General features: G+C 61.2%; 30 protein-coding genes. 22 read left to right on the plus strand and 8 right to left on the minus strand.

What is annotated here, in order from left to right:
- Positions 1 to 18: 18 nt before the first annotated feature.
- The 14 genes from rpsH to map all read left to right on the plus strand — a co-directional run bounded on the left by rpsH (position 19) and on the right by map (position 11,446).
- Positions 19 to 417, plus strand: a complete 399-nt coding sequence (rpsH, locus tag ACSSVG_RS16870; RefSeq protein WP_011775584.1) for a 30S ribosomal protein S8 — start codon at positions 19 to 21, stop codon at positions 415 to 417.
- 18 nt (positions 418 to 435) lie between these two features.
- Complete coding sequence (gene rplF / locus ACSSVG_RS16875) at positions 436 to 972, plus strand: 50S ribosomal protein L6 (RefSeq protein ID WP_011775583.1); 537 nt, start codon at positions 436 to 438, stop codon at positions 970 to 972.
- Between the two features lie 3 nt (positions 973 to 975).
- Complete coding sequence (rplR, locus tag ACSSVG_RS16880; RefSeq protein WP_024817584.1) at positions 976 to 1,359, plus strand: 50S ribosomal protein L18; 384 nt, start codon at positions 976 to 978, stop codon at positions 1,357 to 1,359.
- 29 nt (positions 1,360 to 1,388) lie between these two features.
- A complete protein-coding gene (gene rpsE, locus ACSSVG_RS16885; protein WP_179128297.1) occupies positions 1,389 to 2,060 on the plus strand; it encodes a 30S ribosomal protein S5 in 672 nt (223 codons plus the stop codon).
- A 2-nt stretch (positions 2,061 to 2,062) separates the two neighbouring features.
- Positions 2,063 to 2,269 (plus strand): 50S ribosomal protein L30, encoded by a 207-nt coding sequence (rpmD, locus tag ACSSVG_RS16890; RefSeq protein WP_018776677.1) that lies wholly within the window; start codon positions 2,063 to 2,065, stop codon positions 2,267 to 2,269.
- Positions 2,269 to 2,751 carry a 50S ribosomal protein L15 gene (gene rplO / locus ACSSVG_RS16895; protein WP_159706976.1) on the plus strand — a complete coding sequence of 161 codons (483 nt, stop codon included), beginning with the start codon at positions 2,269 to 2,271 and terminating at the stop codon, positions 2,749 to 2,751. Before rpmD ends, rplO begins: the two co-directional genes overlap by 1 nt.
- A 185-nt stretch (positions 2,752 to 2,936) precedes the next feature.
- Positions 2,937 to 4,247, plus strand: a complete 1,311-nt coding sequence (secY, locus tag ACSSVG_RS16900; RefSeq protein WP_231343114.1) for a preprotein translocase subunit SecY — start codon at positions 2,937 to 2,939, stop codon at positions 4,245 to 4,247.
- 5 nt (positions 4,248 to 4,252) lie between these two features.
- On the plus strand, positions 4,253 to 4,822 hold the full coding sequence (locus tag ACSSVG_RS16905; RefSeq protein ID WP_172324492.1) for an adenylate kinase: 570 nt from the start codon (positions 4,253 to 4,255) through the stop codon (positions 4,820 to 4,822).
- Between the two features lie 111 nt (positions 4,823 to 4,933).
- A complete protein-coding gene (locus ACSSVG_RS16910) occupies positions 4,934 to 5,977 on the plus strand; it encodes a 3-oxoacyl-ACP synthase III family protein (RefSeq protein WP_492415696.1) in 1,044 nt (347 codons plus the stop codon).
- A 29-nt stretch (positions 5,978 to 6,006) separates the two neighbouring features.
- Positions 6,007 to 6,786, plus strand: coding sequence for a glycosyltransferase family 2 protein (locus ACSSVG_RS16915; protein WP_492415697.1), 780 nt, complete (start codon positions 6,007 to 6,009; stop codon positions 6,784 to 6,786).
- Positions 6,783 to 7,967 carry a cytochrome P450 gene (locus tag ACSSVG_RS16920; RefSeq protein WP_492415698.1) on the plus strand — a complete coding sequence of 395 codons (1,185 nt, stop codon included), beginning with the start codon at positions 6,783 to 6,785 and terminating at the stop codon, positions 7,965 to 7,967. The genes ACSSVG_RS16915 and ACSSVG_RS16920 overlap by 4 nt, the downstream gene beginning before the upstream one ends.
- Positions 7,960 to 9,678: a class I adenylate-forming enzyme family protein gene (locus ACSSVG_RS16925; protein ID WP_492415699.1), complete on the plus strand. Its 1,719-nt coding sequence runs from the start codon at positions 7,960 to 7,962 to the stop codon at positions 9,676 to 9,678. The genes ACSSVG_RS16920 and ACSSVG_RS16925 overlap by 8 nt, the downstream gene beginning before the upstream one ends.
- Positions 9,675 to 10,586 carry an NAD-dependent epimerase/dehydratase family protein gene (locus ACSSVG_RS16930; RefSeq protein ID WP_231343126.1) on the plus strand — a complete coding sequence of 304 codons (912 nt, stop codon included), beginning with the start codon at positions 9,675 to 9,677 and terminating at the stop codon, positions 10,584 to 10,586. Before ACSSVG_RS16925 ends, ACSSVG_RS16930 begins: the two co-directional genes overlap by 4 nt.
- A gap of 32 nt (positions 10,587 to 10,618) precedes the next feature.
- The gene (gene map / locus ACSSVG_RS16935) at positions 10,619 to 11,446 is read left to right on the plus strand and encodes a type I methionyl aminopeptidase (protein WP_492419231.1); all 828 of its coding nucleotides are present in this window, start codon (positions 10,619 to 10,621) and stop codon (positions 11,444 to 11,446) included.
- A 63-nt stretch (positions 11,447 to 11,509) separates the two neighbouring features.
- Here the strand turns inward: map and ACSSVG_RS16940 are convergent, their stop codons facing one another.
- From ACSSVG_RS16940 to ACSSVG_RS16950, 3 genes are read right to left on the minus strand one after another with little or no spacing between them, the layout of a single operon-like run.
- Entirely contained in the window at positions 11,510 to 12,856 is a 1,347-nt protein-coding gene (locus ACSSVG_RS16940; RefSeq protein WP_492415700.1) for an ABC transporter substrate-binding protein, read from the minus strand.
- A 52-nt stretch (positions 12,857 to 12,908) separates the two neighbouring features.
- Positions 12,909 to 13,817, minus strand: coding sequence for a carbohydrate ABC transporter permease (locus ACSSVG_RS16945; protein WP_253468679.1), 909 nt, complete (start codon positions 13,815 to 13,817; stop codon positions 12,909 to 12,911).
- Complete coding sequence (locus ACSSVG_RS16950) at positions 13,814 to 14,800, minus strand: carbohydrate ABC transporter permease (protein ID WP_231339502.1); 987 nt, start codon at positions 14,798 to 14,800, stop codon at positions 13,814 to 13,816. Before ACSSVG_RS16950 ends, ACSSVG_RS16945 begins: the two co-directional genes overlap by 4 nt.
- Before the next feature lie 332 nt (positions 14,801 to 15,132).
- On the opposite strand from ACSSVG_RS16950, the gene ACSSVG_RS16955 reads away from it, so the two are divergent.
- The 8 genes from ACSSVG_RS16955 (at position 15,133) to ACSSVG_RS16990 (ending at position 20,421) form a co-directional block, all read left to right on the plus strand.
- Positions 15,133 to 16,083 carry a P1 family peptidase gene (locus tag ACSSVG_RS16955; protein ID WP_492415701.1) on the plus strand — a complete coding sequence of 317 codons (951 nt, stop codon included), beginning with the start codon at positions 15,133 to 15,135 and terminating at the stop codon, positions 16,081 to 16,083.
- Between the two features lie 194 nt (positions 16,084 to 16,277).
- Positions 16,278 to 16,499, plus strand: a complete 222-nt coding sequence (gene infA / locus ACSSVG_RS16960) for a translation initiation factor IF-1 (protein WP_011775571.1) — start codon at positions 16,278 to 16,280, stop codon at positions 16,497 to 16,499.
- A 72-nt stretch (positions 16,500 to 16,571) separates the two neighbouring features.
- Positions 16,572 to 16,685, plus strand: a complete 114-nt coding sequence (rpmJ, locus tag ACSSVG_RS16965) for a 50S ribosomal protein L36 (protein WP_011775570.1) — start codon at positions 16,572 to 16,574, stop codon at positions 16,683 to 16,685.
- A 196-nt stretch (positions 16,686 to 16,881) separates the two neighbouring features.
- Entirely contained in the window at positions 16,882 to 17,259 is a 378-nt protein-coding gene (gene rpsM / locus ACSSVG_RS16970; RefSeq protein ID WP_011775569.1) for a 30S ribosomal protein S13, read from the plus strand.
- A 51-nt stretch (positions 17,260 to 17,310) separates the two neighbouring features.
- Entirely contained in the window at positions 17,311 to 17,712 is a 402-nt protein-coding gene (gene rpsK / locus ACSSVG_RS16975) for a 30S ribosomal protein S11 (RefSeq protein ID WP_014922380.1), read from the plus strand.
- A 148-nt stretch (positions 17,713 to 17,860) separates the two neighbouring features.
- Positions 17,861 to 18,871: a DNA-directed RNA polymerase subunit alpha gene (locus tag ACSSVG_RS16980; protein WP_011775567.1), complete on the plus strand. Its 1,011-nt coding sequence runs from the start codon at positions 17,861 to 17,863 to the stop codon at positions 18,869 to 18,871.
- A gap of 66 nt (positions 18,872 to 18,937) precedes the next feature.
- Complete coding sequence (gene rplQ, locus ACSSVG_RS16985; protein ID WP_492415702.1) at positions 18,938 to 19,498, plus strand: 50S ribosomal protein L17; 561 nt, start codon at positions 18,938 to 18,940, stop codon at positions 19,496 to 19,498.
- A gap of 32 nt (positions 19,499 to 19,530) precedes the next feature.
- Positions 19,531 to 20,421, plus strand: coding sequence for a tRNA pseudouridine synthase A (locus ACSSVG_RS16990; protein WP_492415703.1), 891 nt, complete (start codon positions 19,531 to 19,533; stop codon positions 20,419 to 20,421).
- Positions 20,422 to 20,542: 121 nt separating this feature from the next.
- Here ACSSVG_RS16990 and ACSSVG_RS16995 read toward each other — a convergent pair whose 3' ends face one another.
- The 5 genes from ACSSVG_RS16995 to cpaB form a co-directional block, all read right to left on the minus strand.
- Positions 20,543 to 21,421: a type II secretion system F family protein gene (locus ACSSVG_RS16995; protein WP_492415704.1), complete on the minus strand. Its 879-nt coding sequence runs from the start codon at positions 21,419 to 21,421 to the stop codon at positions 20,543 to 20,545.
- Between the two features lie 10 nt (positions 21,422 to 21,431).
- Entirely contained in the window at positions 21,432 to 22,373 is a 942-nt protein-coding gene (locus ACSSVG_RS17000) for a type II secretion system F family protein (RefSeq protein ID WP_492415705.1), read from the minus strand.
- 2 nt (positions 22,374 to 22,375) lie between these two features.
- On the minus strand, positions 22,376 to 23,695 hold the full coding sequence (locus tag ACSSVG_RS17005) for a TadA family conjugal transfer-associated ATPase (RefSeq protein ID WP_492415706.1): 1,320 nt from the start codon (positions 23,693 to 23,695) through the stop codon (positions 22,376 to 22,378).
- 131 nt (positions 23,696 to 23,826) lie between these two features.
- On the minus strand, positions 23,827 to 25,026 hold the full coding sequence (locus tag ACSSVG_RS17010) for a CpaE/TadZ family protein (RefSeq protein WP_492415707.1): 1,200 nt from the start codon (positions 25,024 to 25,026) through the stop codon (positions 23,827 to 23,829).
- A complete protein-coding gene (cpaB, locus tag ACSSVG_RS17015; protein WP_492415708.1) occupies positions 25,023 to 25,790 on the minus strand; it encodes a Flp pilus assembly protein CpaB in 768 nt (255 codons plus the stop codon). The genes ACSSVG_RS17010 and cpaB overlap by 4 nt, the downstream gene beginning before the upstream one ends.
- Positions 25,791 to 25,826 lie beyond the last annotated feature (36 nt).

Below are 25,826 nucleotides of genomic sequence, written 5' to 3' on the forward strand. Positions count from 1 at the left end.
GGAAGGGCTATAGCCCAAATGACTATGACAGATCCTGTCGCAGACATGCTCACGCGTCTGCGCAATGCAAACTCGGCATACCACGACACCGTGTCCATGCCGTACAGCAAACTGAAGGCACGCGTTGCTGACATCCTGAAGGCAGAAGGCTACATTGCCGGCTGGAAGGAAGAAGACGCCGAGGTTGGCAAGAAGCTGACCATCGACCTGAAGTTCGGTCCGAACCGCGAGCGTTCCATCGCTGGCGTCCGCCGCATCTCCAAGCCGGGCCTCCGCGTTTACGCGAAGTCCACCAACCTGCCGCACGTGCTGGGTGGCCTGGGTATCGCAATCCTGTCCACCTCTTCCGGCCTCCTGACTGACAAGCAGGCCGGCAAGAAGGGCGTGGGCGGCGAAGTCCTCGCGTACGTCTGGTAACGGGAAAGGAAGAGAATAATGTCACGTATTGGACGTCTCCCCATCACCGTTCCTGCCGGAGTTGAGGTCAAGCTCGATGGCTCCGTCATCAGCGTCAAAGGTGCCAAGGGCGAGCTGAGCCACACTGTGGCCAGCCCGATCGAGGTTACCCAGGAAGAAAACACTCTCACGGTCACCCGCCCGAACGACGAGCGCAACTCGCGTTCGCTGCACGGCCTGACCCGCACCCTGATCGCCAACATGATCCAGGGCGTTACCGAGGGCTACGAGAAGAAGCTTGAAATCGTTGGTACTGGTTACCGCGTTCAGGCCAAGGGTTCTGACCTGGAGTTCGCTCTGGGCTACAGCCACCCGGTCAACGTCTCTGCACCCGAAGGCATCACCTTCGTAGTAGAGGGTCCGACCAAGCTCTCTGTTGCGGGTATCAACAAGCAGCAGGTCGGCGAGGTTGCTGCCAACATTCGCAAGCTGCGCAAGCCTGACCCCTACAAGGGCAAGGGTGTCCGTTACGCCGGCGAAGTCATCCGCCGCAAGGTCGGAAAGGCTGGTAAGTAAACCATGGCCATCGCAATTAACAAGAAGCGTACGAACAAGAGCAAGTCGGCTGCACGCAGCCGTCGCCAGCTTCGTATCCGCAAGCGCATCACTGGTACGGCTGTACGTCCTCGTATGGTCGTCAACCGCTCTGCACGTCACATGTTCGTCCAGGTTGTCGATGACAGCAAGGGTGTAACCGTGGCTTTCGCTTCCACTTTGGAAGCGGACCTTCGTGCATTCGACGGAGACAAGACTGCCAAGGCCAAGCGCGTTGGCGAGCTCGTTGCCGAGCGTGCCAAGGCTGCAGGCGTCGAGGCTGTTGTCTTCGACCGTGGCGGTAACAAGTACCACGGCCGCATCGCCGCCGTCGCTGACGGTGCTCGCGAAGGTGGGCTGGCTCTGTGACCGCTGAAAATAACGAAAAGGACGTTCAGGTGACTGAAGCTGTAGCTGCTGAAGCAACTGAGACCGCACCCGCTACCGATGACCGCCGCGGCGGACGTCGTGGCGAGCGCGGCGATCGTGGCCAGGGCCGCGGCGACCGTGGTGGCCGTGGTGGCCGCGACGGCGGTCGTGAAGCCGAGAAGAGCCAGTTCGTAGAGCGCGTTGTCACCATCAACCGCGTTGCCAAGGTCGTCAAGGGTGGTCGTCGCTTCAGCTTCACCGCTCTCGTCGTCGTCGGTGACGGCAACGGTATGGTCGGCGTTGGCTACGGCAAGGCCAAGGAAGTTCCCGCTGCTATCGCAAAGGGCGTTGAAGAGGCCAAGAAGTCCTTCTTCCGCGTTCCCCGCGTTGGCAACACCATCCCGCACCGTGTGCAGGGTGAGGCTGCTGCAGGCGTTGTCCTGCTGCGTCCGGCTTCCGCCGGTACCGGTGTTATCGCCGGTGGTCCGGTCCGCGCGGTATTGGAGTGCGTGGGTATCCACGACATCCTCTCCAAGTCGCTCGGTTCTTCCAACGCGATCAACATCGTTCACGCGACCGTTGCCGCTCTGAAGCAGCTCGAAGAGCCCGCTTCCGTGGCTGCCCGCCGTGGCCTGCCGCTGGACGAGGTTGCTCCTGCTGCTCTGGTGCGCGCGCTCCAGAACCAGAAGGCAGGTGTTTAGTCATGGCTAAGAACCTGACTCCCTCCGACGCCAAGTTGGAGATCACCCAGATCAAGGGCGTCATTGGCGCCAAGCAGAACCAGATCGCCACCCTTCGGTCCCTCGGCCTGAAGCGCATCGGACACACTGTTGTCCGTACCGCCGACGCCGTGACCGTTGGCATGCTGAACACGGTTCCGCACCTCGTGAATGTAGAGGAGGCGAAGTAATGGCAGAGAACAAGACCGCCGCAGAGACTGCTGAGAAGCAGAACACTCTGAAGGTCCACCACCTGCGTCCCGCCCCGGGTGCCAAGACCGCCAAGACCCGTGTTGGTCGTGGTGAAGGCTCCAAGGGTAAGACCGCTGGTCGCGGTACCAAGGGTACGAAGGCCCGCTACCAGGTAAAGGCTGGCTTTGCCGGCGGCCAGCTGCCGCTGCACATGCGCCTGCCGAAGCTGCGCGGCTTCAAGAACCCGTTCCGGGTTGAGTTCCAGGTTGTAAACCTGGAGAAGCTCAACGAGCTGTTCCCGGAAGGTGGCACTGTCACCGTTGAATCTCTGGTTGAGAAGGGTGCCGTTCGCAAGAACCAGCCCGTCAAGGTGCTGGGCACCGGCGACATCACCGTCAAGGTTGACGTCACGGTCCACGCATTCTCCGCCAGCGCTACGGAGAAGATTGCTGCAGCAGGCGGAAGCACCACTGCTCTCTAAGAGCCAGTGGGGCATATGCCCGTTGTGAAAAGATCCCGGTACGCGGGGCTTCGGCCCTGTGTACCGGGATTTTTTGCGTGATTGTGGACTCTCGATTATTACGACGGCGTCACAAGCAGTTAGACTCGGTTGTTGGGTTTCATTGAGCCCATCCACATCCTTGTACTTTCTACTCAGGAGGACGCTTGCTAAGCGCATTCGGCCGGGCGTTTCGGACGCCTGATTTGCGACGCAAGTTGTTGTTCACGCTGGGAATCATCACAATCTTCCGCTTGGGAGCTTTCATCCCCTCGCCTGGTGTGAACTACCAGAATGTCCAGCAATGCTTGAACAACGGTGACACCTCGCAGGGCATCTACCAGCTGGTGAACTTGTTCAGCGGCGGCGCGTTGCTGCAGGTATCAGTCTTTGCCTTGGGCATCATGCCCTACATCACGGCGAGCATCATCGTTCAGTTGCTTCGGGTGGTCATTCCCCGGTTCCAGCAGCTCTACGAAGAGGGTTCTTCGGGACAGTCAAAGTTGACGCAGTACACCCGTTACCTCACTATCGCCCTGGGCCTGTTGAACGCCACCACGCTGGTGTCGCTTGCCCGGTCCGGCCAGTTGCTTCCGGGCTGCAACCTGCCCATCATTCCTGATGAGAGCATCATCGCCACCATCCTCATCATCATCACGTTGACGGCCGGTACCGGCCTCATCATGTGGATGGGCGAGCTGGTGACGGAAAAGGGTGTTGGCAACGGCATGTCGCTCCTCATCTTCACTTCCATTGCTGCCAGCTTCCCCGGTTCCCTGGGTTCCATTTGGGAAACCAAGGGCCCCGGAACCTTCTTCACTGTGTTGGCTGTCGGCTTGCTGACCGTGGCCCTTGTGGTTTTCGTGGAGCAGTCCCAGCGCCGCGTTCCGGTTCAATACGCCAAGCGTATGATCGGGCGCCGCACGGTAGGCGGAACCAGCACCTACATCCCCATCAAGGTGAACATGGCCGGCGTCGTGCCCGTCATCTTCGCATCCTCCATGCTCTACCTGCCTGGTCTGATTGCGCAGTTCAACCAGCCGGCCGCAGGGGAGGCCATGGCCCCATGGGTTGAGTGGATCAACAACAACCTCACCCGTGGCGACCACCCCATCTACATGGCGCTCTACTTCGCCATGATCGTGTTCTTTACGTACTTCTACGTGGCCATCACCTTCAACCCTGAAGAAGTGTCGGACAACATGAAGAAGTACGGCGGGTTCATTCCGGGCATCCGGGCGGGTAAACCGACCGCGGACTACCTGCAGTACGTGCTTTCCAGGATCACCCTGCCTGGAGCCCTTTACCTGGGCTTCGTGGCGTTGATTCCGCTGGTTGCACTCGTCCTGATCAACGCCAACCAGAACTTCCCGTTCGGTGGCACGTCAATCCTGATCATGGTGGGTGTCGGCCTGGAAACCGTCAAGCAGATTGATGCGCAGCTACAACAACGTCACTACGAAGGGCTTTTGCGATGACGAGAATGCTGATCATTGGACCTCCCGGTTCGGGCAAGGGTACGCAGGCTGAGCGGATTTCCGAGCGCCTCGGCGTAGTCGCCATCTCCACCGGCGACATCTTCCGTGCCAACGTCAAGGGTGAAACCCCCTTGGGCATTGAAGCCAAGAAGTACATGGACGCGGGCGACTTCGTTCCGGACAGCGTCACGAACGACATGGTTCGGGACCGTCTGAGCCAGAGCGACGTGGAGAACGGCTTCCTCCTGGATGGCTACCCGCGCACCACGGCGCAGGTTGATTACCTGGACCAGATCCTCGCCGAAGGCCAGCAGGAGCTCGACGTCGTGCTCCAGTTGACCGCCGACGACGAAGAACTGGTAACCCGTCTCCTTGGCCGTGCCAAGGAGACCGGCCGCTCGGACGACAACGAGACCGTGATCCGTCACCGTCTTGACCTCTACCACGAGCAGACCGAAGCGGTTGTTGCCAAGTACGCCGAGCGTGGCATCCTCACCCAGGTTGATGGCATCGGCGGTATCGATGAAGTTACCGATCGTGTCCTCACGGCGATTGAGTCGGCCAAGGCTGTCTAGCCTGTTCTCCACATAGCCGGTTCGCCGGCGCTGGAGCCAAGGGGTGTGTCCCGTACCATTGGTGCGGGACACACCCTTTTTCGTTTCGCGGCAGACTGTTGGGGGAACCGCATGAAAACAGCTTTGAACGGACACAGCCGGATTGCCGGGCTTGAGGTCTACCTGCCGCCCGCGCGACTGGACACTGCCGCCGTCGAGCACCGCATTGCCGAAAGTAGTCCTGGCTTCCGCGTTCCCAAGGGACTCATCGGCCGCGTGACGGGTATCCGGTCCCGGAGTGTCATGGCGGATACAGAACAAGCGTCCGACCTTGCTGCCAATGCCGCCGCGAAGGTCCTCGCCGAGTGTGGCCTGCAGGCGCCGGATGTGGACCTCCTGATCTTCGCCTCGGCCAGCCAAGACATGGTGGAGCCCGCCACCGGTCATATGGTTGCGGCGAAGCTGGGCCTCTCGTGCCCCGTCATGGACGTCAAGAATGCTTGCAACAGCTTCCTGAACGGCGTTGAAGTGGCGGACTCGTTGATCGGCACAGGGCGCTACGCCCGGGTACTGGTGGCCACGGGTGAATCGCCGTCCAGGGCCGTGCGGTGGCGGGTTCCGGACTTCGAGACTTTTGCGTCGAGCTTTCCCGGGTACACCATGAGCGACGGCGGCGCTGCAGTATTGCTTGAGGCGGCAGACCCGCCGAAGTCTGGGGTCGATGCAGCGGCCGGAATCCTGTCCATGGCATTCACGGCCCGGAGCAGCCATTGGTCTGTGGGGACGCTCGCGGCCGGTGGCTCTGCGTTTCCACGCGATCCGGAAGCCAGTTACTTCAGCATGGACGGTGAAAAGCTCAAAGACGCCTTCCTGGATCTTGGGTGCGATGTCCTTGACCAGACCCTGGCCCGGCTTGACCTGAAATGGACCGACTTCGCCGTGGTCTGCGTGCACCAAGTCAGTGCTCCCTACAGGGAGATCTTCGCAGCACGTGCGGGGGTCCCGAACGAGCTGCTGGTCCCTTCCGTAGAAGATTTTGGCAATCTGGCTTCGGTCAGCCTGCCGCTGCAACTGAAACTGGCCATGGACAGCGGACGGGGTGGGCCTGGCGACCTCGTGGCGTTGGTCGGCCTGGCTGGTGGCGTGAGCCTGGGTATGGCAGTGGTGCGGCTGTGACGGCCGGGATGCCAGAACCCCTTCCCGCGGTGACACGATTGGCAAGCATCGCTCCCACCCGGCCATTGTGTATCGCCGTCCCGATGCTGAATGAGGAGAAGCTGGTCCGGCAGACCCTGGATTCCTTGGCAGCGCAGGAGCTAAGTGATTTCACGGTAGTGGTGGTGGACAACGGTTCCAGTGACGGCAGCTGCGCGATCGTGGAGGAGTTTGCCCAGGAACATCCCGGGATGGACGTCCGGCTGCGGCACGAAGCGCAGAAGGGCACTGGCGCCGCGGCGGATACGGGCATGCGCTTTGGAGTGGAGCACGGCGCGCACTGGCTGGCGCGCACCGACTCCGATTGCCTGGCTGCACCGGACTGGACTGCCAGAATCATGGCGGCGTTTGCCGACGGGCTGGAATTGATCGCGGGGCAGCTCAATCCCCGGCTGGATGAGGGGATCACGGCCGGAGAGCGGCGGCTGATGTTGGTTGCCGTGGAAGTTGCCTCATTCTTCGGCCGCATTCGTCCCGGCAACAAGGGCGAGGGCTATCTGGGCCCTTACCAGATGCTCCCGGGATGCAACATGGCCATCACTGCGGACATGTACCACCGCTCCGGTGGGTTCCCCCGGTCAAGGATTGAAGACCTCCATGAGGACCGTGCACTGTCCAACCAGGTCCGAAAACTAACGCGGAGCTACGCCCTGCGCCGCGATGTTGTGGTGTACGGGTCCTCCCGCCGCGTCAAGGCCTGGGGTTTGAAGAACACCTTGGCATGGTACGCGGACCATCGCTACCGCCCCGAGCACGTGGACATCCGGTGACCAAGGACACGACCACTGCTGAGCGATGGGAGCGTCGTATCCACCTGGGCGCCCACCCGGTGCTTTACCCCGTCATTCGGGGCTTGGGCAGTGTGCGCCCGGTGCTTCGTTTGCCCGGGCTCGGGGTGCTGGTCAGCGAAGCCGGCCTGGTACGCGAGGTGCTCATGGACCAGCGGAGATTTGTTAAGAACGGCCCTTCGGGTTCGGGTGCCCTCTGGACACCAGTAGTGGGGCCCAAAGCGTTGGTCAACATGGACGGCGAAGAGCACAGGGAGTTGCGGCAGCGGCTTGGCGACCTGTTCACTCCGCGATCAGTAACAGGGATCGTGGAACCGGCCGCGTCCGCCCTCGACGCACGAATCACCCAGGAACTGGATGCCGGGCGTGCTGTGGACTTGGTGGACTGCGTCAAGGGACTGGCCGGAGGAGTGATCTCCCGGCTGCTGGGGGTTCCTGAGCATGCACCGGGAAGGCTTCCCGACAAAGAACTTTTCAATCTTGCGTCCTCCATCTCTTCCCTGGTGCGTCTGGGACGTCCCACACTGACTATGCGCCAGATCGCGAAGGGGCGCTCCGCCGTCGGGATCCTGTCCGGGCCGGCAAGGACGGCCTATCGCGAAAGTGACCCCGGAACGTTTCCCGGCAGGCTCCGGGAACTGGGAATGTCCGAAGACGAAGCGATGGGGATCATCAGCGCGTTCGTGATGGTGGGCACTGAAACGTTGGTCTCGTTCGTTCCGCGCTTGGTTGCGTTGCTTGCGGACAGCGGGCACATTGGGGAGCTGGCAAACGACCGCTCAACCGTTCCTGCCGCCATCAACGAGGCCCTCCGCTTCACTGTGCCATCGCCCATGATGCTGAGGGATGCCGTGGAAGCGGGAACCATCGGCGGGATGGCCGTCCGGGCTGGAGACCGTGTGCTGTTGTCCACCGTCCATGCAGCCAAAAGTATCGGCGGGTTCGACCCCGGCCAGGCCATGCCGTCGCAGGCACGCCAGCTGTGGTTCGGGGCAGGCCCGCACTTCTGTATCGGCATGCCGCTGGCGATGGCCGAGATCAACGCGACGCTTGAGCTACTGCTGAACAGGTATCTCCAGCAACCCTGGGCCATATCGGCGCGTCGTGTCAGCAGGGGCGTGCTAATTCCGGCCTACAGGAAATTGGAGCTTGCCAATGTTTGATCACCCTACGGAACAAAGTGCGTTCACAACGGACCTGATCGCGGCCGTGTATGCAGTGGCGGAGCGGGTTCCAGGCAACCCTGCCATCACCGCGCCGGGCAAAGCCAGCCGGTTCAGACGACGCGGCGGCAGCGAAGCGCTAAAGCCTGGGCAGACCATCACCTACCGCGGGCTGGTGGAAGGGATAGAAGCCACAGCGCTGGCTCTCCAGGAAGACGGGTTCGGCTCCGGTGAGCGAATGCTGTTCTCTGTCCGGCCCAGTCCGGCTGCCTTCATCCTTGCTCTGGGGGCCGTGCGCGCGGGCGGTTCGGTGGTGTTCATCGATCCCGGAATCGGACCGTCGCTCTTTCGGGACCGGACTGAGCTTGCGTCACCACGGTGGGCAGCATCCGAGTCGCTGCTGTACGCACTGAGCACCAAGGGCCCGTTGCGGCCCCTCGCACGCAAGCGGGGATTGTTGCTCCCGGACTACGGGGCCATGGACGTCCGCCACTACTACTCGGGCCCGTGGCTCCCGGGTGTGCCCTGGGGAGCAAGGCCGGTGAAGGCGTTGGCGGCGAAGTCCACCGGAGGAGAGTTTTGCCCCCATGAAGGGAACGCAGCGGGGCAGGAAGCTGTCATCATCTTCACATCGGGTACTACGGGCGCGCCAAAGGGCGTAGTCCACACCCGGGGATCCCTTGCAGCCGGTTTTGAACAACTGACCCGGCGCTGCACGTTCGGCGAGGGGGACAGGGTCCATTCGGAGCAACTCATGATGGGCCTGCCGGCCCTCATCGCCGGTGCGCACTGGACCATGCCCTCGTACGGACTCTCCGCCCACATTGATCCGCTTCGGCTGGCAAGCGAGTTGGGGCAGGTCTCCGGCAAACAGGCATCGTACGACGGCGCCACTCACCTCTTCCTGGTACCGTCGCAGCTGGCGCCGATCCTGGACGCAGTGGAAGACGGTACCGTTAGGCTGCCGCGCACCCTGAGGACAGTCATGCTTGGCGCCGCGCCGGTCCTGGCACCTTTCCTGAAGCGGGCCATGCACCTGTTGCCTGGCGTCGACTTCAAGCTGATCTACGGGATGACGGAAGTGCTGCCGGTCGCCATTGCAGATGGCCAGGAGAAGCTGGCTTTCGCCTCGGGAGCTGAGGCCCACGTGACCGCACCGGATGGCAGCGGCCAAGGCGACTTCCTCGGGGAGCCGCTGCCCGGCGTCGAAATCCGAGTAGCGGAAGACCACGAACTCATGGTGCGGGGACCCAACATGTGCCACGGCTATCTGGGCGAAGATCCGATGGTGGAACACGCCACCGGAGACCTGGTGCGGTTGGACCACCGCGATGGAGCTGCGAGGCTGGTGATGATTGGCCGCAAGAAGGACATGATCATCCGGGGTAAAACGAATATCTACCCTGCGTTGTATGAGCCTGTCATCGCAGGAGTTGCCGGAGTACGGCAAGCCGTGCTGGTGGGCGTCCCGGACGGGGTCGGAGACGAAGCAGTCTGGTTGGCGGTGGTGGCCGATGCAGGTACGTCTGCAGCGGCCGTGAAGGCCCGGCTTGCGAGGGAACTCCCGAGGCTCATCGACGAGTCCGCACTGCCTGACCGCATTGAAGTCCTCGATGCCATACCGTCAAGTGGCCGCCACAGGAAGCCGGACAGGGCTGCGCTGCGGCAAGAGTTCACCTCCCGCCCCCTGCTAAAAGAGGCGGCGACGTGAGGATCGCGGTCACAGGTGCCACCGGATTCATCGGTGGAGCCGTGGCCAAGGCCGCCGAGGCCAAAGGCTGGGAAGTCGTCCGTTTCGCGCGGCACGAAGGGCAAGGGCTGACCTACTGGGACCTGACCGGACTTCCGCCGGCGACGGTTCCCGGCGTTGACGCGATCGTCCACGCTGCAGCACACGTTGCCGATTGGGGAGACCCTGCCGTCTTCCACCGGGCCAACGTCCTGGGCACACGGGCCGTGGCCGAGGCCTACGCAGGAACCCGGTTGGTTCACATCTCAAGTTCCAGCGTCTATCCATGGTGGGAGTCATGCGTGAACAGGGGCGAGGACGAGGTAGCCACGCGACACCTGAATGCTTATGGACGCAGCAAGGCGCTCGCCGACGTCGAAGCCCGGAAACATGGCAACGCCGTGGCACTTCGCCCCCACGGTGTCTACGGTCCAGGGGATCGGACGCTGTTGCCACGCCTGATCGGCAATGTTCGGCATGGCCGGTTGCTGAGCGTGGGACACCCCCAGGTGAAGCACCAATTGACGCACGTGGATAACCTGACGCGGGCCGTGCTGGCCGCCTGCCGGTCAGGGGTGCGGGGCGCCGTGAACGTCGGGGACGCCGAGCCTGTTGAACTCGGCGGAGTACTTCGCCAAGTCCTCGACCTGTCCGGTCATTCAGGTGTTCCGATTACCTACCTTCCCGAACCGGTAGCCATGGCGTTGGCGGGCGTTGCGGAGGCCCTTTCCGCAGCCACGGGCCGGCCGCCGAGGCTCACGCGCTATGCCGTAAGCCAGCTCGGGCGGCAGAGAACCTACAGCTTGGAACGCCTCCGCCACGAGTTGGGAATCGAGCCAATTTCGACCACAGTCACGGATGCGGGAAAATGGTTCAAGCACGGGACCTGATGGGTCCCAACAGCAAACTTCCAGAGGAGAACATGGCGTTCGGTCAGCCCCGCATTGAATACAAGACCAACGAGCAGATGCGCAAGATGCAGGAGGCCGGGCTTGTCCTGAGCCGTGCACTCGACGCTGCAGTTGCGGCGGCCAAGCCGGGCGTCACCACCAAAGACTTGGACGATGTCTTCTCCGCAGTCCTGAACGATGCAGGAGCCAAGTCGAACTTCCTGGGCTATCACGGCTTTCCCGCCACCATCTGCACCTCGGTCAACGAGGAAGTTGTCCACGGGATCCCCGGGGGCAAAGTCCTTAACGATGGCGACATTATTTCCATTGATGGAGGCTGCATCGTTGACGGTTGGCATTCAGACTCCGCCCGGACCGTCATCGTCGGCACTGCCGATCCCGAAGACCAGCGCCTCTCCGATGTGACTGAGGCTGCCATGTGGCGCGGAATCGCAGCGTTGGCTAAGGGAAAATTCGTCGGAGACATCGGCAACGCGATCGATGACTATGTGTCCTCCGTCCAGGGCAAGCCGTTGGGCATCCTGGAAGACTACGTGGGCCACGGTATTGGGTCCGAAATGCACATGGCACCGGATGTCCTGAACTACCGGACCGGCCACCGTGGTCCCAAGATCCGCCCCGGCCTGTGCCTGGCCATCGAACCCATGCTGGTACGTGGCGGCATCGAGACAGCGACACTCGACGACGACTGGACAGTGGTCACCACCGACGGCAAGCGCTCCTGCCAGTGGGAACACTCGGTAGCTGTGCACGAGAAGGGCATCTGGGTCCTGTCCGCCCCGGATGGAGGCGCCGAGCAGTTGGCGCCGCTCGGCGTCGTGCCTGTTCCCGTCCCGTAACACCTGCATGGGAAGAGCCGGGCTGCTGAAGCAGCCCGGCTCTTCCCATACCTGCCGAAGGAATCAGGCCTTCAGCTTCGGCTTCACGTCCTTGGTGTAGATGCCCTCGAGGGTCTTCTTCAACTCGGTCATGGTTGCTTGGACGTCGCCCTGCTGCGTCAGGATCTTGGCTGCGGCCTTGGCCATTTCCTGGTCGGCGCCCGGCAGGAACACGCGTGCGTTGTCCTGGACCTTGGTGACTGAGAGTTGGTCCATGGCGGTCTTGATCTGCGGTGTGGCGGCGAGAACGGCCGACATATCGGCTGACAGCCGTGTTGGCATGTATCCAGTTGCGGCGGAGAACGCGGCCGTGTTCTCCGGCTCCGTCATGAATTTCAGGAACGTTGCCGCTGCCAGCTGTTCCTCCTTGGTGATGCCGCTGGGGATGCCGAGGCCGGCGCCGCCGGTGGGGCAGACTCCGCTGGGCGCCTCGGGACCGCCCGGAAGGAAGCCAACGCCCACATTGAACGTGGCCGCCTTCAGGACACCGAGCAGCGAGCCGGTTGAGGAGATGGTGGACGAGGTGATGCCGGCGGCAAAGTCATCGGCTGCTTCCTTGGAGGAAACACCTGCCCAGGCATCCTTGTAAATGGAATCCTGTGCCCATTGGAGGGCCGCAACGGACTCTTTGGAATCGCACGTGATGTCCCAGTCCTTGGACCAGCCACCGCCCCAGCCCCACAGATTGTTCTGCAGGGTCCAGCCCGCGTAGCCCGCAAGTGCAGGGTAGATGTACGCGTACTGGGCGCCGGACGTGGCCTTCAGCTTCGGGGCCCAGTCGGCGAATTCCTGCCAGGTTGCGGGCGCACGATCCGGAAGGCCGGCTGCCTTGAAGTGATCCTTGTTGTAATAGAACAACGGTGTGGAGCGGCCATAGGGGAGTGCCCACTGCTTGTCGTCGTACTTGTAGTCGTCAACCAGTGACTTCTGGAAATCGTCGATCTTGATGTCCAACTGCTTTACCAAGCCATCGATGGGGATGATACTGCCGTTGGAGAAGTAGCGGAACCACCACACGTCCGAGAGGACCACCAGGCCCGGCAGGCCGGTCTTGGCTGCCTGGGATGTCTGGAACTTCTGGGCGATTTCCTCGTAGTTGGCGCCGGCCGTGACGAGGTTGACCTTGATGTCCGGGAACTTGGCGTGGAACTTCTCAATGATCGCCTTCTCAACGTCCTGGGACTTGCCCGGGTGGTTCGTCCAGAAATCGATGGACGCAGCGGGTTTCACTCCGGTGAAGTCGATGGTTGCAGTGTCGACGGCGTCTGCCGTGCCCGCCGTCGAGGGCCCGCCGCAGGCGGCCATGGCCGCTGCTCCGGCTCCAAGGCCTGCCAGCCCCAGGAAATGGCGGCGGTCAAGGTTGGTACGCATGGTGCTTCCTCTCAATAAGTTACTTCGATGCGAATAGTGCGGGTGGAGAAAATCAGCCGGTGACGCTGCCCTGGGTCAGCCCGGCAACGATGTAACGCTGGAGTGCGGCGAACACCAGCAGGATGGGGACGATCACCAGAACGGCTCCGGCCATGAGGATTCCCCAGCCTGCCCCGTTGCCCTCGGAGTTCTGCAGCAACGTCAGGCCCACGGGGAGCGTCATGGTTTCAGGGCGGTCCGTGATGATGAGCGGCCAAATGTAGTCGTTCCACTCGCTGACCACCGTTACCAAAGCGACCGTGGCAATCGACGGAACAGACACCGGCACGATGATCTGCCACAGGCGCCGCCAATGGCCGGCGCCATCGATTTCGGCCGCTTCAAGGATGGCCGGCGGCAGTGTAAGGAAGTGCTGCCGCAGCAGGAAGGTCCCAAACGCCGTGCCGAGGCCCGGGAGGATGATGCCCCACAACGTGTTTTTCCCGCCCATTCCAGCGATGAGGATGTAGTTGGGAAGGATGGAAACCTGCGCCGGAACCATGAGCGCCACCAGGATCAGCACGAAGATCACGTTCTTGAACGGGAAGCGCACGAACACCAACGCGTATGCCGTCAGGATGGCCAGGATGACCTTGATGGAAGAACCCACCACGGTGACGATCAGGCTGTTGGCGAAGAACTGCGCAAACGGGACGGTGGTCATCGCCGTTGCGTAATTCTCCAGGTTCAGGGACTCCGGCAGAATCTTCAGATCCATGGTGACGATTTCCCCAGGCTGCTTGAAGGAACTCAGCAACATCCAGAGCAGGGGCAGGAACACCACCAGCGTGGCGATGATCAACGGGACGTAGTTGGTGGCCACGGTCTGGAGCAGGTTGGCACTGGAGAAAGGGCGCGGAGGCTCGTGCTGTTCGCTCTCCTGCGAAGAAACCACGACGGCGGCTGGTGACGGTGCGCTCATGAATAGTGGACCTTTCGCTCAACGAACCGCAGTTGGATAACCGTCATGATCAGCAGGATGGCGAAAAGGATCACCGAGATCGCAGCCGAGTAGCCTGCCCGGTTATAGGCGCCGAAGGCTTGAAGATACGCCTCGTAAATCAGCGTGCTGGTGCCGTTGCCCAGCGGAGTCATGATCCTGATGAGGTCGAAGGCCTGCAGCGAACTGAGCATGGTGGTGATCAACAGGAAGAACGTGGTGGGGGATAGCAGCGGCAGGGAGATGTTGAGGAACCGGCGTACTCCGTTTGCCCCGTCCAGCGCCGCAGCCTCCATGACGTCGCGGGGAAGGGACTGCAGGCCGGCCAAGTAGACCACCGCGCAATAGCCGAGGTTCTTCCAGATGTACACAATGATCACCATCACCAAGGAGAGCTGTGGATCGTTGATCCACTGCGGGCTCTGCTGGCCCAACCCACGCAGGATCCAGGCAAGGACTCCGTATCCGGGATCGAAAATGAAGAGCCACACCAGTCCGACTCCTACTCCCGACAGCACATATGGCGCGAACACTGCAGACCTCGCGAACGTGGTGCCGCGAACCTTGGAGTTCAGCGCCAGGGCAACCAGCAGGCCGAGCACCATGGAACCGCCAACGGTCACCAGCGTGAAGATGGCAGTGGTCCCCAGAACCTTTGGCGCATCCTCGCCGGTGAAGAAGATGACGTAATTCTGGAGCCCGACAACTGTGGCCGAGGCCGAACCCAGCGTCCAATCCAACGTGGAGTAATAGATGTTGTTGATCAACGGCCAATACGTAAAGGTGCCGATCAGCACCAGGTTGGGCAAAGCCATGGCAAGGAAGACCAGGAAGTCCTTCCGGCTGCGGCCGGACCAGCGCCGTCTCTCCGGCTGGGGCTGTTCTGCCGCGGCTGGCGGGACCGGCGGCGCGGGGTCCGGCATGCCTGCAGGGGCGGTGCTGCTGTGAATCTGTCGGGTAGTCATGGGTCACTTACGGTTTCGGGCGAACGTGGGGTGCCAGCTCCCGGACCGGGGCGGCAAAGACAGGCCTAGCTCACCACACCCAATGTCCCTGTTCGGGCCAAAACAGTGCCCCGTAGCGATAGTTGTCTTACACTTCCGAACCCGTTTACTCGGCGTTACTCGCTTGTTCGTATTTGAGGCTCGGCTCCCACTTTGCCTCGGTCTGCGCACCGGCGGGCCTGCCGGCACGCCGCGACCCTCGGCGCGCTCGGTCGTGCCTCCCTTAGACGCGCGCTGCCGGGTCCCGGCGCACCTCCAGTTCGTTCGGCTCCCGGCGGGTGGAGAATGGAGCCATGAATTCGATCACCGATGTTGCCGGCATCCGGGTTGGGCATGTGCAGAGGGTAGGGGAGGGGTGGCTGTCCGGGGTGACTGTCGTCCTTCCTCCGGTGGGAACCGTGGGGTCTGTGGATGTACGCGGGGGAGGCCCCGGGACCCATGAAACTGATGCGCTGGATCCAACCACGCTCGTATCCACCGTTGATGCTGTGGTGCTGACGGGTGGAAGTGCGTTTGGCTTGGCCTCGGCTGGCGGGGCCCAACTGTGGTGTGAGGAGCAGGGCAGGGGGTTCGCTGTTCCGGGGACCGTGGTGCCGATTGTTCCCGCTGCGGCCATCTTCGACCTCGGGCGGGGTGGCGACGTCAAAGCTCGGCCCGGCGCCGACATGGGTTACCAGGCAGCCGTCGCAGCGTTCGCCTCAGGCGACCATGCCGCCGTCGAGCGTGGAAATGTCGGGGCCGGCGCTGGTGCCGTCATAGCGCGCGGGCAGTTCAAGGGCGGGATCGGTACCTCGTCGATCACTCTCGAGGGCGGGGTGGTTGTTGGTGCGCTGGCGGTAGTGAACGCACTCGGGGCGCCGGTGTTTGGCCAGGTAGACCTGAGGCCCGCTGCGCGTTCGGTCGTTCCTCCGCAGGGGCTCAATACAACGCTCGTAGTGATTGCGACGAATGCCGTGCTGGATGTGGCCGAGTGCAAGCGGACTGCTTCTGCCGGACATGCCGGATTGGCCCGCGCTTTGGACCCGTCCCATACTTTGGCCGACGGCGATACCGTGTTCGCGTTGGCGACGGGCGCCGTCGTGCTTGACCGCAGTACTGAACAAGCGCGGCAAGTCTCTCTGATCACGCTGCAAAGCGCCGCGGCGGAAGCGGTCCGCCTGGCGATTCTGGACGGTGTGACATCTGCTGAAAGCGTCACCACAACGGCCGGTGAATTCCCTGCCTTCCGGCCGGCGGGGGAGTGACGGCGGCGGACGCTTGCGCTACCATGGACGGATTTAACTTTCCGGCCTCATTGGCGTAGAGTTATTTGTTGGTTGTCTGTGCAGCCACGCCCTTTTTGGTGTCGTGGTTCAAGAGAGCCAAGCAAACAAAAAACGTCCGCTGGATCTTCGGTGCCTAACTGAAGGACGGTGGCAAACAACAGTTAGCGGAGGATATGGCCAAGAAGGACGGGGTCATTGAGATCGAGGGCGTTGTGACTGAGGCGCTGCCCAATGCGATGTTTCGTGTTGAGCTCACCAATAAGCACGTCGTTCTCGCACACATCTCTGGGAAGATGCGACAGCACTACATTCGAATCCTCCCCGAGGACCGGGTAGTGGTGGAGCTGAGCCCATACGACCTCACACGTGGTCGTATCGTCTACCGCTACAAGTAAATTGCTGGGCGGCAAGGCAATAGTGCCTAAGCCGCTCCAGCAGATCAACTGCAAAACACGCAAAGGAACGCCATGAAGGTCAAGCCGAGCGTCAAGCAGATCTGCGACAAGTGCAAAGTGATCCGCCGTAACGGCCGGGTCATGGTGATCTGCGAGAACCCGCGCCACAAGCAGCGCCAGGGCTAATTCCCCTATAGGGAATCAGCGCCCGCAAGGGCAAACCTGGGCTGCTAGCCCACGCAAGTAAATAAAGGCAGCACAAGCTGTGCCAGGACTGCACTACAGAGCCTGGTCAGCGAACCCCCGGTCGGAGGCTGGGGCCACACTGAACGTGTGGGTGTACTGCCTACGACCTCCGGTTTATTCAAGGAGTACTGCCACTATGGCTCGTCTCGCTGGCGTAGACATTCCCCGCGAAAAGCGGTTGGAAATTGCGCTTACTTACATCTACGGCGTGGGCAAGACCCGTGCACACGAAACCCTGGCTGCCACCGGCATCAGCGCTGACGTTCGCGTCAAGGACCTGACTGACGCCGAGCTGGTCCAGCTGCGTGACTACATTGAAGGCAACTACAAGGTTGAGGGTGACCTTCGCCGCGAGGTAGCCGCCGACATCCGCCGCAAGGTAGAAATCGGCAGCTACGAAGGCCTGCGCCACCGCAAGGGCCTGCCCGTACGCGGACAGCGTACGAAGACCAACGCTCGTACCCGCAAGGGCCCGAAGCGCACCGTCGCCGGCAAGAAGAAGGCCGGACGTTAATCCCTCGGGATTGATCCGGTTTTCCCCCGATAACTTTCTGTAGGAGAAACAATGCCCCCGAAGACTCGTGGAGCGGTTCGTAAGCCGCGTCGCAAGGATAAGAAGAATATCGCGCTTGGCCAGGCGCACATCAAGAGCACCTTTAACAACACCATCGTGTCCATCACGGACCCGAACGGTGCTGTCATCTCATGGGCTTCCGCCGGTGAGGTTGGCTTCAAGGGCTCCCGTAAGTCCACTCCCTTCGCCGCCCAGATGGCTGCTGAAGCCGCTGCAAAGCGCGCTCAGGAGCACGGTCTGCGCAAGGTTGACGTATTCGTCAAGGGCCCGGGATCCGGACGCGAAACCGCAATCCGTTCGCTTCAGGCCGCTGGCCTCGAGGTTGGCTCCATCCAGGACGTCACCCCCAGCGCCCACAACGGTTGCCGCCCGCCGAAGCGCCGCCGCGTCTAATTAGGTCTTCCCTGCCTGACCGGCCGGGCCTGCTATGGATGGTTCTGCCCTCCATCAGCATGGCCCGGCTGGTCAGGCTGGAAACCGAAGCCGATTTCCACCACCTGTGTTGCGTCATATAGCGGATGCTCGCCGAAAGGAAACCTAAGTGCTCATTGCACAGCGCCCCACCCTGTCCGAAGAAGTTGTATCCGAGAACCGCTCCCGTTTCATCATTGAACCGCTGGAGCCGGGCTTCGGTTACACCCTCGGAAACTCCCTCCGCCGTACCCTGCTCTCCTCCATCCCCGGTGCCGCTGTAACCAGCATCCGGATCGATGGCGTGCTGCACGAGTTCACCACGGTTCCGGGTGTCAAGGAAGATGTCACCGAGATCATCCTGAACATCAAGAACCTTTCGGTTTCCTCCGAGCACGATGAGCCGGTTGTTGCGTACCTGCGCAAGCAGGGCCCCGGAGTCGTCACCGCCGCGGACATCGCTCCGCCGGCCGGCGTCGAATTCCACAACCCGGATCTGCACATTGCCACTCTGAACTCGAAGGGCAAGTTCGAACTCGAACTGACCATCGAGCGCGGCCGTGGCTACGTTTCGGCAGCTCAGAACAAGTCCGGCGACTCCGAGATCGGCCGTATTCCGGTTGACTCGATCTACTCGCCGGTCATGAAGGTAACTTTCCGCGTGGAAGCTACCCGTGTTGAGCAGCGCACCGACTTCGACAAGCTCATTGTCGACGTCGAGACCAAGCAGGCAATCGCCCCGCGCGATGCTGTTGCTTCCGCAGGCACCACCTTGGTGGAACTGTTCGGTCTGGCTCGTGAGCTGAACACCGCAGCTGAAGGTATCGAGATTGGCCCGTCGCCGACGGACGCTGCCCTGGCAGCTGACATGGCTCTGCCGATCGAGGATCTGGACCTCACCGTCCGTTCCTACAACTGCCTCAAGCGTGAGGGCATCCACACCGTGGGTGAACTCGTTGCCCGCTCCGAGGCTGACCTGATGGACATTCGTAACTTCGGTGCGAAGTCCATTGACGAGGTCAAGGCAAAGCTCGTGGAACTGGGTCTGTCCCTCAAGGACTCCCCTCCCGGTTTCGATCTCGCAGCCCGCGCCGCAGCCATCGAAGAGGACGACGCCGCGTTCAGCGACGACGAGCTCTAAACAGCAGATCTTGGCCGCCGGGTCCAGCGATGGACCTGACCGGCTTACATAACAGGAGAAATAACTATGCCTACCCCCACTAAGGGTCCGCGCCTCGGAGGCGGCCCGGCTCACGAGCGCCTGATGCTCGCGAACCTGGCAGCTGCTCTGTTTGAGCACAAGCGCATCACCACCACGGTCACCAAGGCCAAGCGCCTTAAGCCGTACGCAGAGCGTCTGGTCACCTTCGCCAAGCGTGGCGACCTCGCTTCCCGCCGCCGCGTTCTCGGCCTGATCAGCGACAAGGGCGTTGTCCACGAGCTGTTCACCGACATCGCCGGCGCCGTTGCCAACCGCGATGGTGGCTACACCCGTATCACCAAGATCGGCAACCGCAAGGGCGACAACGCTCCCATGGCTGTCATCGAGCTCGTTCTCGAGCCGGTTTCGGCAAAGCAGGCCGTTGTTGCTGAAGCAACTGCTGCCGCTGCCAAGGCTGCTCCGGCTGCCGAGGAAGAGGTCGTTGAGACCGAAGCCGTAGAAGCAGAAGCTGCTGAGACGGAAGAGGCTCCGGCCGCTGAAGCCGACGCTGCTGAAGCTGAAGCTGCTGAAACCGAAGAGGCTCCGGCCGCTGAGGACAAGAAGTAATTCACTGAATTCTTCGCAGTAGACTTAGGTCTATGAACGAACGAAAACCCGCTGCCCCCGTTTTGGGGGGCGGCGGGTTTTTGCGTGTCCGGCTTGATCTTTCGTACGACGGCGGCCCGTTCAGTGGGTGGGCTCTTCAGCCTGGTCTCCGAACCGTCCAGGGTTCATTGGAAGAAGCGCTGGCGCTCCTGTTGCAACGGCCGGTCCGCGTGACGGTTGCCGGCCGGACTGATGCCGGCGTCCACGCCCGCGGGCAGGTAGTTCACCTGGACCTGACGGAAGCTGAGTGGCTCTCATTGCCGCGCGGGCACGAACTCGACCCCGGCGTCGCGCTCTTGCGGCGTCTCCGTGGCGCTTTGAGCCGGATACTCGGTGACCTCACCGGGTCGGTGGAAGTGCACGACGCCGGTCTGGCGCCGGAAGGATTCGACGCCCGCTTTTCAGCGTTGTGGCGCAGGTACAGTTACCGGATTGCCGACGGTCCCGAACGGTGGGATCCCGTGCTGCGGGGTATCACGTTGTGGCATAAGGCGCCGCTGGATGTCTCCTTGATGAACAAGGGTGCGTCTTCCTTGCTGGGACTCCAGGACTTCCGCTCCTACTGCAAGCCCCGGGAAGGTGCCACCACCATCCGTGAGCTGCAGAAGTTCTCGTTTGAACGAGGTAGCGACGGGGTCATTGTTGCCATCGTGCAGGCTGATGCTTTCTGCCACAACATGGTGCGGTCCTTGGTGGGATCTGCACTGCGTGTGGGGGAGGGCCTGGAGTCTCCGGGCTGGCTCCACTCGCGCCTCCTGGAGCGGAAGCGGGATGCCAAATCCGTGCTCGCTGCACCGCACCCGCTGGTGCTGGAGGAAGTCGCGTATCCGTCGGATGCCGAGCTGCTGGCCCGCGCTGAGCTGACGCGGGCGCGGCGGGCTTAGTCTCGCCGACTTGTGCGGACGTGGGAGGACCCCCTCCCGGCTCTGGGTACCGGAAGGGGGCCGTTGTGGCACTCCGTGGTCTGGGATCCGCGAAGTGCCGGTCTATTGAGCGCCTGCAGGATCAGGAGAAGGCTTCGAATATCTTGATCACTGCAGGACCCAGAAGGACTATGAACAGCACAGGGAAGATTGAGAACAGCAAGGGAAAAAGTACCTTGACAGGCAACTTCATCGCCTTCTCTTCAGCGTTTTGACGACGTTTGACTCGTGCTTGCCTGGCCTGCGCCCTGAGCACATTGGCTATGCCGATTCCGTACTTATCGGCTTGGATCACCGCAAGGACAAAGCTGCGAACGTCGGGGACCGTGGAGCGCTCTGCGAGTGCTTCGTAGGCCTCCTGCCGAGGACGGCCGACCTGGATGTCCTGAAGAGTTCTCATGAGTTCATGCGCCAGCGGACCGTCCCCATATGCAGAAGCACGCTCCATGGCCGATTCGAAGCCAAGTCCAGCCTCAACCGAGATCAGCATCTGGTCCAAGGTGTTGGGGAACTCTACTTGTATGGCTTCCTGACGTTTGAGCCCTGTGTTGTACACGAGAAGGTCGGAAATGAAATAGAGAAAGACTGCGAGGAAGACACACAACCCGATGCTTAGCGGGCTGGGGTTCGCAAGAATAAGCAGCAGACCTGCAACGGCTCCTGACACCGCAAGGATCGGCTTTAGTGCGATGAGTTTGGTCAGTGGCATTGATTTGGGGCGGCCGGCCAAAGCGAGCCAGTGGTCAAGCTTGGCTTCGTAGCTTCCTGGAGTGAGTTTCCGGGCGACTCCCAGAAGTAGCGGTGGACGTCGGACGTCGACGCCGGTTCCATGCGCAAAGCCGGAACCCAAGTTGCTTTGGATGGCTACGGTGCCTTTCCGGTCGATCGTTGCCAGAGACCATGTGAAGTAAGCGACGGGAAGGATGATCGCTGCAATGATCAACCACGGGATGAGCGTCATGACAGTCCTCCTAGAACGTGATCTTTACGGTTCGGCTCATCCAGAAGCCGCCAATGACGAAGAGGACTGCGCTGGCGACCAGCATGGCGATCCCAACAGGGTGGTTGACGAAGACAGACATGTACTTGGGGTTCATCAACGTCAGGAGTAGACCGACACCCACCGGCAGTGCCATGAGGATATAAGCAGACATTTTGCCCTCGGCGCTCAGGGCTTTGACGTGGGCCTTGATCTCGCTGCGTTCCCGGATGGTTCCTGCAACTTGCTCCAGGACCTCTGCCAGGTCACCACCAACCTCACGATTGATCTGAATAGCCTGCCCAATCCATCGAAAGTCCTCACTGTCCATCCGGGTGGCACATTCTTCCAGCGCTTGGCGGGGATCCTTACCGATCCTCACCTCGTTGACGATTCGGGACAGCTCCTCGGACGTGGGTGTTTGTGCTTCTTGTGCGGCCGCCTCGAGGGAGCGCATGATGCTATGTCCCACCCGGAGGCCACCGATGAGCATCTGAATAGTATCTGTCAGTTGTGAATCAAACTTGGACCGGCGCTTGTCGGTCTTGACTACCAAAACCAGTTTGGCCACGAACGGAGTAGCCAATGCCATCAGGATTCCGATGATCACCGAGACAAGCAGTGATCCCAGGACACCAACTGCGATTGTTGCGATGGCTACCATGACCGTAAAGTCAGCGGGCGCATTCTTCACGCCTGCTTGGTAGAGGATTTCTCGGTTGAATGGTCCTCCGGAGCGACCTATTGCCGAGTCGACGAATTGGACGGCGGACTGCGAGACCTTTCCGACTGCCGAGTCATCGCTTGGGGCACCGAGCCTGCGGCGTTCAATCGGAATGGCTCCATTGTTCGGTTTCAGGACAATCACTACCAAGACTGCAATAGCGGCAAAGCACAGCCCGATAGCGACCACGAAGAGCACGGGGGAATCCACGGCTACCGCCTTCCGAGGGGAGCAGGAGCTACGCCGAAAACTGACGGGGAAACGGCGATTCCCAGCTCAGTGAAGCGGTCCAGGAAGCGTGGACGAATGCCCGTCGGAAGGGCACGCCCCAGAAAGCGGCCTTGAGCATCGAATCCGGCAGAATAGTCGAACAAAAAAGCATCCTGAAGCGTCACGACGTCGCCCTCCATTCCTTGAACCTCAGTTACGTGGGTGACGCGCCGTGTGCCGTCGCGCAACCGGGTGATTTGGACGATCAGATCCACAGCTGATGAAACCTGTTCGCGAATGGCCCTGAGGGGAAGGTCCATACCAGCCATGAGCACCAGGGTCTCCAGACGAGCGATCGCATCTCGGGGAGAATTGGCATGCACGGTGGAAAGTGATCCGTCATGGCCGGTGTTCATGGCCTGCAACATGTCCAATGATTCACCTCCGCGTACCTCACCCACGATGATCCGGTCAGGCCGCATGCGGAGCGAGTTTCGAACGAGATCTCGGATGGTAATTGCACCCTTGCCCTCGATATTGGGGGGACGACTTTCCAAACGCACCACATGGTGCTGCTGCAGCTGCAGTTCGACCGCGTCTTCAATTGTCACGATGCGGTCAGAGGCCGGGATGAACGACGACAATACGTTGAGGAGGGTCGTTTTGCCTGTCCCGGTTCCGCCCGACACGATGACGTTGAGCCGTGCCCGGACGCAGGCGCTCAGCAACTCTGCCATTTCCTGGGTCATGGATCCCCACTCGATCAGGTTTGCCACCGTGAGAGGAACATGGCTGAATTTCCTGATCGTCAGCGAGGGGCCGTTGACCGCCAGCGGAGGAATAATGGCATTGACGCGGGAGCCGTCTTCCAGACGGGCATCCACCAGGGGAGAAGACTCATCGATGCGACGTCCCACCTTGGAAACGATCCGTTCAATGACCTTCCGGAGATGATCATCTGAGCTGAACTGCAGCTCCGTCAGGGCCAGATGGCCGTGACGTTCGACATAGATTTGATCAAAGCGATTCACCATGACTTCAGTGACGGAGGGGTCTTCCAGCAAGCGCTGAAGCGGCCCGTAGCCCATCACTTCGTCGGAAATCTCACGGATCAACCTACGGCGTTCTTCGGGAGAAAGCGGGACTTGTTCTTCATCAATAACCGCTGATAGTTCATCCACCGCGAAAGACCGAAGGTCCTCTTCGGAGGATGACGTATCCCCGATCCTTGAGCCCATTCGAGTAAAAAGTGCCGAAGCGGCGCGTTGCTTCAGCCCTGAGAGGGCGTCGACAACCGGAACAGACGGAGCGCCGCCCAGCATGGGAACGGAGGGCCCTGATACGGGAGGACCCGATGAGACAGCAGAGTCACCTGCGACCGCTAATCCGGACGATGCTTCGATGATCCCGCTGGCAGCAAAGGGATTGTTCTTCGAGAGCCTCTCTGAGAGTTTCACGACACCACCACCCTCCGGTGCAGTTTGTTCTGAGGTGTGGATTCCAGACGCGGGTCAAAACGCTGGACCAGCTTCCTTAGTCCCTTGGTGGCGGAATCCCGAGCAGTCCCCTGAAGTACAGGAATTCCGCGGTTCGTGGAATAGGGGAGCGTGCGGGACCGGGGAATCACCGTGTCGATGGGAACCCCGATGGTAGCTTCGACATCCTGGACGGAAAGACCACTCTTCCTGTCCGCGAAATTCAAGACGGTATGCCGGCCTTGCGGCAAAAGCTGAAGTTCCTTAAGGACACTGAAGCACTTCCGGAGTCCCCGGATACTCGGCACATCCATGCCACACACCCAGACGCCGTCCGTGGCCAACTCCAAGGTCGCCAGGCAGTGTTCGCCGAGACCTGGTGCAGTGTCCACCACAACGTACTTGAACTCTGTGGCCAACTGGTTCAGGAGCCGAGTGACGTGTTCAGCTGTGATGTAGTCCGAATCAGATGGCTTCTGCGGTGCGCAGAGTGCGTAGATTCCGGCCGGGTGGACGGTAAGAAACGCCTTGAGGACCATGGAGTCTTGGGCCGCAGCTCCGTGGACCGCCTCGGTGATGGAGTGCTCCGGTTCGAGTAACAGGCCGGAAGCAACGTCGCCGAACTGCAGGTCCAGGTCCACAATCACCACACTCATCGGTGCAAGCGTCCCCAGACCAATGGCGAGGTTGGTGGCAACAGTAGTCTTTCCTACGCCACCTTTCGGTGACATGACGGCTATGACTCGTCCGCGCTCCTGTCCGGATTCGACGGCAGGCTGCATTCCTCGCCGCCGGCTCGCTGCGGCCAGGCATGCGCGTTCCAAAAGGACGCGAAGCTCGTTGATCTCTGCTTCAGGTGCCACCACATCCCTGACGCCCGCGTGCATGGCCTTGAGGACAATCTCGGCACTGGGTTCGGCCACCATCAGCAGGCTGATCTCCGGGTACTGAAGGTCAATCACTGTGGCCAACTTGAACGCATCGTCAGGATTGACACCTGGGCCGAGGATCATGACCTCGGGTGGAGCACCGGTAAGCTGCTTGAAGATTTCGTCGGTGCCGGCTTGGAGGACCGTCGGAGACAGCGTTTGCAGGTCGCCGTGCAGTGCGCCACTGATGGCTTGGCGTACGCGTCCTTCAAAGTCACGTACGGCGGTGATGGCTACGAAGCGGCTCATTGGACCAGCCCTCCAAAGGTCGTCGTCGGAGGATCGCTCTTGACGGTCTTGTCAGTCTGCTTTGATAGCCAAAGGGTGCCAAACTCGGCGCCAAAAACCATCTTTGTAGCGCTGGCGTCGCTGAGTGCCACCGTGACGTACGCGGATCCGTTGGGAAGTGCCACCCCTTTGTCAGTTCCTGCTGATTTCTCTGCGTCAGGTGCCGCTTGCTGGACTGCGGTGACCAAAATGTCGTGATAGAGCAGTTCTGTGAAGTCTTTCCATCCGGTCAAACCAGCCGGAAGGTTCGCACCTGCCGGAACCGCTTCGTCCAATTTAAAAGAAGCAAACACTGTCACGGTGTCGCCCGCCTCAATCCGACCACCCAGGATTCGCTCAGGTGCAAGAACGAATGTTGCTTCCTGCAACCCCTCGGGAACGGGCACAGTACCCGGTGCGAGCTCTTTGGGGTCCACCAGCTTGACACCCAGCAGTTGTTCTCCAGGTTGTAGGTCTGCAGAGGTTACTTTGCCCTTCTGGTCACTGAGGGCGCTGATGGTTCCCGGCGCGACTGCCGATTGCGGCAATGTTTCGGTTTTGACCTTGGCCTGAAGTTCCTCCGCCTTGGTACCGGCAGGAATGCGTTCCTTAACAACAAGCACGGTGACGGGATCAAGCCCTTGCTGCGCCCGCTTGTCGGCTCCCTGTACATAGGTAACCAGCAAAACGGTGCCTATGACTGCCAAAAGCAGTGCTGCAATGCCTCCCAGTAGGCGTGTTTTCACTTTCTACTCCTTTGATTCTTTCGGATTCCAGAACAG

Source organism: Paenarthrobacter sp. E2MeOHC11 (assembly GCF_058744955.1).

What these genes read in the sequence shown, in the direction of transcription:
- rpsH (WP_011775584.1), top strand. Translation starts at nt 19, where the DNA reads ATGACTATGACAGATCCTGTCGCAGACATGCTCACGCGTCTGCGCAAT.
- rplF (WP_011775583.1), top strand. Translation starts at nt 436, where the DNA reads ATGTCACGTATTGGACGTCTCCCCATCACCGTTCCTGCCGGAGTTGAG.
- rplR (WP_024817584.1), top strand. Translation starts at nt 976, where the DNA reads ATGGCCATCGCAATTAACAAGAAGCGTACGAACAAGAGCAAGTCGGCT.
- rpmD (WP_018776677.1), top strand. Translation starts at nt 2,063, where the DNA reads ATGGCTAAGAACCTGACTCCCTCCGACGCCAAGTTGGAGATCACCCAG.
- rplO (WP_159706976.1), top strand. Translation starts at nt 2,269, where the DNA reads ATGGCAGAGAACAAGACCGCCGCAGAGACTGCTGAGAAGCAGAACACT.
- ACSSVG_RS16905 (WP_172324492.1), top strand. Translation starts at nt 4,253, where the DNA reads ATGCTGATCATTGGACCTCCCGGTTCGGGCAAGGGTACGCAGGCTGAG.
- ACSSVG_RS16910 (WP_492415696.1), top strand. Translation starts at nt 4,934, where the DNA reads ATGAAAACAGCTTTGAACGGACACAGCCGGATTGCCGGGCTTGAGGTC.
- ACSSVG_RS16925 (WP_492415699.1), top strand. Translation starts at nt 7,960, where the DNA reads ATGTTTGATCACCCTACGGAACAAAGTGCGTTCACAACGGACCTGATC.
- map (WP_492419231.1), top strand. Translation starts at nt 10,619, where the DNA reads ATGGCGTTCGGTCAGCCCCGCATTGAATACAAGACCAACGAGCAGATG.
- ACSSVG_RS16940 (WP_492415700.1), bottom strand. Translation starts at nt 12,856, where the DNA reads ATGCGTACCAACCTTGACCGCCGCCATTTCCTGGGGCTGGCAGGCCTT.
- ACSSVG_RS16945 (WP_253468679.1), bottom strand. Translation starts at nt 13,817, where the DNA reads ATGAGCGCACCGTCACCAGCCGCCGTCGTGGTTTCTTCGCAGGAGAGC.
- ACSSVG_RS16950 (WP_231339502.1), bottom strand. Translation starts at nt 14,800, where the DNA reads ATGACTACCCGACAGATTCACAGCAGCACCGCCCCTGCAGGCATGCCG.
- ACSSVG_RS16955 (WP_492415701.1), top strand. Translation starts at nt 15,133, where the DNA reads ATGAATTCGATCACCGATGTTGCCGGCATCCGGGTTGGGCATGTGCAG.
- infA (WP_011775571.1), top strand. Translation starts at nt 16,278, where the DNA reads ATGGCCAAGAAGGACGGGGTCATTGAGATCGAGGGCGTTGTGACTGAG.
- rpmJ (WP_011775570.1), top strand. Translation starts at nt 16,572, where the DNA reads ATGAAGGTCAAGCCGAGCGTCAAGCAGATCTGCGACAAGTGCAAAGTG.
- rpsM (WP_011775569.1), top strand. Translation starts at nt 16,882, where the DNA reads ATGGCTCGTCTCGCTGGCGTAGACATTCCCCGCGAAAAGCGGTTGGAA.
- rpsK (WP_014922380.1), top strand. Translation starts at nt 17,311, where the DNA reads ATGCCCCCGAAGACTCGTGGAGCGGTTCGTAAGCCGCGTCGCAAGGAT.
- rplQ (WP_492415702.1), top strand. Translation starts at nt 18,938, where the DNA reads ATGCCTACCCCCACTAAGGGTCCGCGCCTCGGAGGCGGCCCGGCTCAC.
- ACSSVG_RS16990 (WP_492415703.1), top strand. Translation starts at nt 19,531, where the DNA reads ATGAACGAACGAAAACCCGCTGCCCCCGTTTTGGGGGGCGGCGGGTTT.
- ACSSVG_RS16995 (WP_492415704.1), bottom strand. Translation starts at nt 21,421, where the DNA reads ATGACGCTCATCCCGTGGTTGATCATTGCAGCGATCATCCTTCCCGTC.
- ACSSVG_RS17005 (WP_492415706.1), bottom strand. Translation starts at nt 23,695, where the DNA reads ATGCTGGGCGGCGCTCCGTCTGTTCCGGTTGTCGACGCCCTCTCAGGG.
- ACSSVG_RS17010 (WP_492415707.1), bottom strand. Translation starts at nt 25,026, where the DNA reads ATGAGCCGCTTCGTAGCCATCACCGCCGTACGTGACTTTGAAGGACGC.